The following is a 1550-nucleotide window of genomic DNA, read 5'->3' on the forward strand; positions in this document are numbered from 1 at the left end:
GTCTAATCCAACGAACTGAACGCCCTATTCAGACTCGCTTTCGCTACGCCTACACCTATCGGCTTAAGCTTGCTCGTTAGACTAAGTCGCTGACCCATTATACAAAAGGTACGCCGTCACCCAGAACGTATCTTGGGCTCCGACTGTTTGTAGGCATTCGGTTTCAGGTACTTTTTCACTCCCCTTGTCGGGGTACTTTTCACCTTTCCCTCACGGTACTGGTTCGCTATCGGTCATGCACGAGTACTTAGGCTTGGATCGTGGTCGACCCATGTTCAGACAGGATTTCACGTGTCCCGCCCTACTCAAGGACTTAAATCAGATTTACGTATACGGGACTATCACCCTCTTTGGTTCGACTTTCCAGTCGATTCTACTTTTCTAAACTTAAGCCACTGGCCTGGTCCGCGTTCGCTCGCCACTACTAACGGAGTCTCGTTTGATGTCCTTTCCTACAGGTACTTAGATGTTTCAGTTCCCTGCGTTTGCTTCTTTCACCCTATATATTCAGATGAAGATACCTTTTTACTGATAACGAGAAACCTAAACTGTTTTTTTCAAAACAGCTTAATGTTTTTCGCTATCAAAGGTGGGTTGCCCCATTCGGAAATCTACGGATCAAAGGGTATTCGCACCTCCCCGTAGCTTATCGCAGCGTATCACGTCCTTCATCGCCTGTGCATGCCAAGGCATCCACCAAATGCCCTTAAGACACTTGATCGTTCTCATTGCCAATATTCATTCACTGTTTATTGTATTTTTAATAAACGTTTATTGTATTTTCAATAAACAAAAATATCAGCAGAAAGACCAGTTTCTCGAGATATATTCAATGGCGCGGTTAAACACCAATCATAAAGCTAAGGCTTTGAGCATACCCTAGCGACACATTACATTGCTTTAAACATTGTTTAACAATGTTAGCGTTGTGTTTTTAAATTAGCGTTGTGTTTTTAAGCTTTTTGCCATTCCTTAAAGGAGAGACTTAAACATTAAAAGCAACAACAAAACAGCAATCGCTGAATAAAACAGTAATGTCTGAATATATCTTCTCTTCACAATTTCAATAGAACAGGCAATAGATGATAGACTTAAGATCTACAGATCTATTGCAAACATTGTTCTTTAACAATGATGATAACCAAAGATGGTGGAGCCGGACGGGATCGAACCGACGACCCCCTGCTTGCAAAGCAGGTGCTCTCCCAGCTGAGCTACGGCCCCTAAAACAGTTCAAATACTTTTGAAAGATTGCAACATAAAAGCGAAAGATCGTAAGATAAAAGACCATCAAAACATTCACAAAAAACTTATCAGCAATCATAAATTGGTGGGCCTGGGAGGACTTGAACCTCCGACCTCACGCTTATCAAGCGCGCGCTCTAACCAACTGAGCTACAAGCCCTCAGGAGTAAATCGGTAAAAACCTTCCTCGGGACAAACAAAAGAAAACAAAAGAAAACAAAAAGATATGTTTAAGAAACAGATATGTTTCTTAAACGCTTTATATCTGCTTAAACGCTTTTTTACCTGTTTTTTAAACGCTTTAT

2 tRNA genes and 1 rRNA gene (1 of these 3 cut by a window edge) are annotated in these 1550 nt (G+C 41.4%); all 3 read right to left on the minus strand.

From position 1 onward, the window contains the following. Positions 1-721 (minus strand): 23S ribosomal RNA (locus J7R05_RS06600) (it extends 2090 nt beyond the left edge of the window). 427 nt (positions 722-1148) lie between these two features. Beyond that, positions 1149-1224: transfer RNA gene (locus J7R05_RS06605), tRNA-Ala, on the minus strand. Between the two features lie 104 nt (positions 1225-1328). Then, a tRNA-Ile gene (locus J7R05_RS06610) sits at positions 1329-1405 on the minus strand. Between the last annotated feature and the right edge of the window lie 145 nt (positions 1406-1550).

Source organism: Bartonella capreoli (assembly GCF_902813205.1).
GTDB classification, from domain to species: Bacteria; Pseudomonadota; Alphaproteobacteria; order Rhizobiales; family Rhizobiaceae; genus Bartonella; species Bartonella schoenbuchensis.